The 2224-nt window shown below is 41.1% G+C and carries 1 protein-coding gene; it reads left to right on the forward strand.

Annotated features, from left to right (window positions below):
• Positions 1-2224, forward strand: a 2224-nt coding sequence (locus KMP12_RS07265) for a DUF1542 domain-containing protein (RefSeq protein ID WP_215757052.1), incomplete at both ends; no start/stop codon positions are given.

The raw sequence follows: 2224 nt of genomic DNA on the forward strand, positions 1-2224 counted from the left end.
CAGAACAGCAGCAAGCAGCCAAAGACGAAGTAGACCAAGCAGCAACTGATGCAATAAGAGACATCAACGCTGCAACAGACAACAACGGAATAAACACAGCCAAAGCAAGCGGCTTAACAGGAATAGAACTAGCCCAAACAAAAGCAGATGCAATAGAAGCAGTAGAAGCAGAAAAAGCCAAAGCTCACCAAGACATAGACAACAAACCAGGCTTAAGTGGCAGACAAAAAGCAGACGCCAAAGCAAAAGTAGACGCAGCCGCAACAGAAGCAGAAAACAACATCAACGCTGCAGCAGACACAGAGGCAATAAGACAACCAAAAGAAAATGGTAAAACAAAAGTTGAGCTAGAAAAAGAAAAAGCAGATGCAATAAGCAAAATAGAAGTAGAAAAACAAGCCTCACACGAAGCAATAGAAGCTGACAACAACCTAGACAGAGATCAAAAAGACGCAGCAAAAGACAAGATAACAAAAGCTGCTAAAGAAGCAGAAGACAACATCAACGCTGCGCCAGACAAAGACGGAATAACACAACCAAAAGAAAATGGTTTAGAAAAAGTCAAACTAGAAAAAGCCAAAGCAGATGCAATAAGTGAAGTAGAAGCAGAAAAAGCCAAAGCCCACCAAGACATAGACAACAAACCAGGCTTAAGCGACAAACAAAAAGCAGACGCCAAAGCAAAAGTAGACGCAGCCGCTAAAGAAGCAGAAGCTAACATCAACGGAGCAGCAGACACAGACGCAATAAGACAACCAAAAGAAAATGGTTTAGAAAAAGTCAAACTAGAAAAAGCCAAAGCAGATGCAATAAGTGAAGTAGAAGCAGAAAAAGCCAAAGCCCACCAAGACATAGACAACAAACCAGGCTTAAGCGACAAACAAAAAGCAGACGCCAAAGCAAAAGTAGACGCAGCCGCTAAAGAAGCAGAAGCTAACATCAACGCTGCAGCAGACACAGAGGCAATAAACGCGGCTAAAGCAACAGGAACAAGTAAGATAGTTGCAATAGAGGCTTTAGCAGAAAAACAAAACCAAGTAAATAAGGTGGTAGACAGCAATAACAACCTGGATGACAATCAAAAAGCGACGATAAAAGCAAAAGTAGCTGAAGCAACAGCGGCAGCAATGGATGCAGTAAATGATGCAGCAAACACAAACGAAATAAACGCAGCTAAAAACCTAGGAGAAAACAAGGCAGACGCCCTAAAAGACCTAGTAGACAAGCAAGGACAAGCAAATGCGGAAATAGACGCTAATACAAACGTAAGCCAAGCAGACAGAAACAAAGCCAAAGCAAAAGTAGCTGAAGCAACAGCAGCTGCAATGGATTCAGTAAATGATGCAGCAAACACAAACGAAATAAACGCAGCTAAAAACCTAGGAGAAAACAAGGCAGACGCCCTAAAAGACCTAGTAGACAAACAAGGACAAGCAAATAAAGCAATAGATGGCAGTCAACACGTAGACGGTGCAGACAAAAACTTAGCTAAACAAGCCATAGCAGCGGCAACAACAGCAGCAATGGATGCAGTAAATGCAGCAACAAACACAAACGAAATAAACGTAGCAAAAGCAACAGGAACAAGTAAGATAGCTGCAATAGAGGCTTTAGCAGAAAAACAAAACGAAGTAAATAAGGCGGTAGACGGCAATGGTTTATTAAATGCTGATCAAAAAGATCTAATAAAAACTAAAGTGTTTGCGGCTGTAAGCTATGCAATGAGCGACATAAACAAAGTAGATGAAATAGAAGAAATAGAGAAATCGAAAACTGCAGGTATGTCAAAAGTTGAACTAGAAAAAGCCAAAGCAGATGCAATAAGTGAAATAGAAGCAGAAAAAGCCAAAGCCCACCAAGACATAGACAAGAACACTAGCCTAACTCCTGATCAAAAAGACGCAGCAAAAGACAAGATAACAAAAGCAGCCAAAGAAGCAGAAGATAGCATCAACGGAGCAGCGAGTATAGAAGAAGTTAGGGCCGAACTAAATAAAGCTAAAGAAAAAGTTGAACTAGCCAAAAAAGAAGAAGAAGCCAAGGCGGCAGGAGAAAACGTAGCTAAAGCAATAAACAAGGCAGGTCTACTTGGCAATGCAGGACTAGGAGAACCTGAATTTAACATAGGAGCAGCAGCCCAACCTGAAGAAGAAGCAAATAACTTAGAACTTAAACCAGAAAATAACAATGCAAACCAAGCAAATGCCCAAGAAATAAAAGAAGG

Origin of the sequence: Gemella sp. zg-1178 (genome assembly GCF_018790995.1) — a bacterium.
Classification (GTDB): domain Bacteria; phylum Bacillota; class Bacilli; order Staphylococcales; family Gemellaceae; genus Gemelliphila.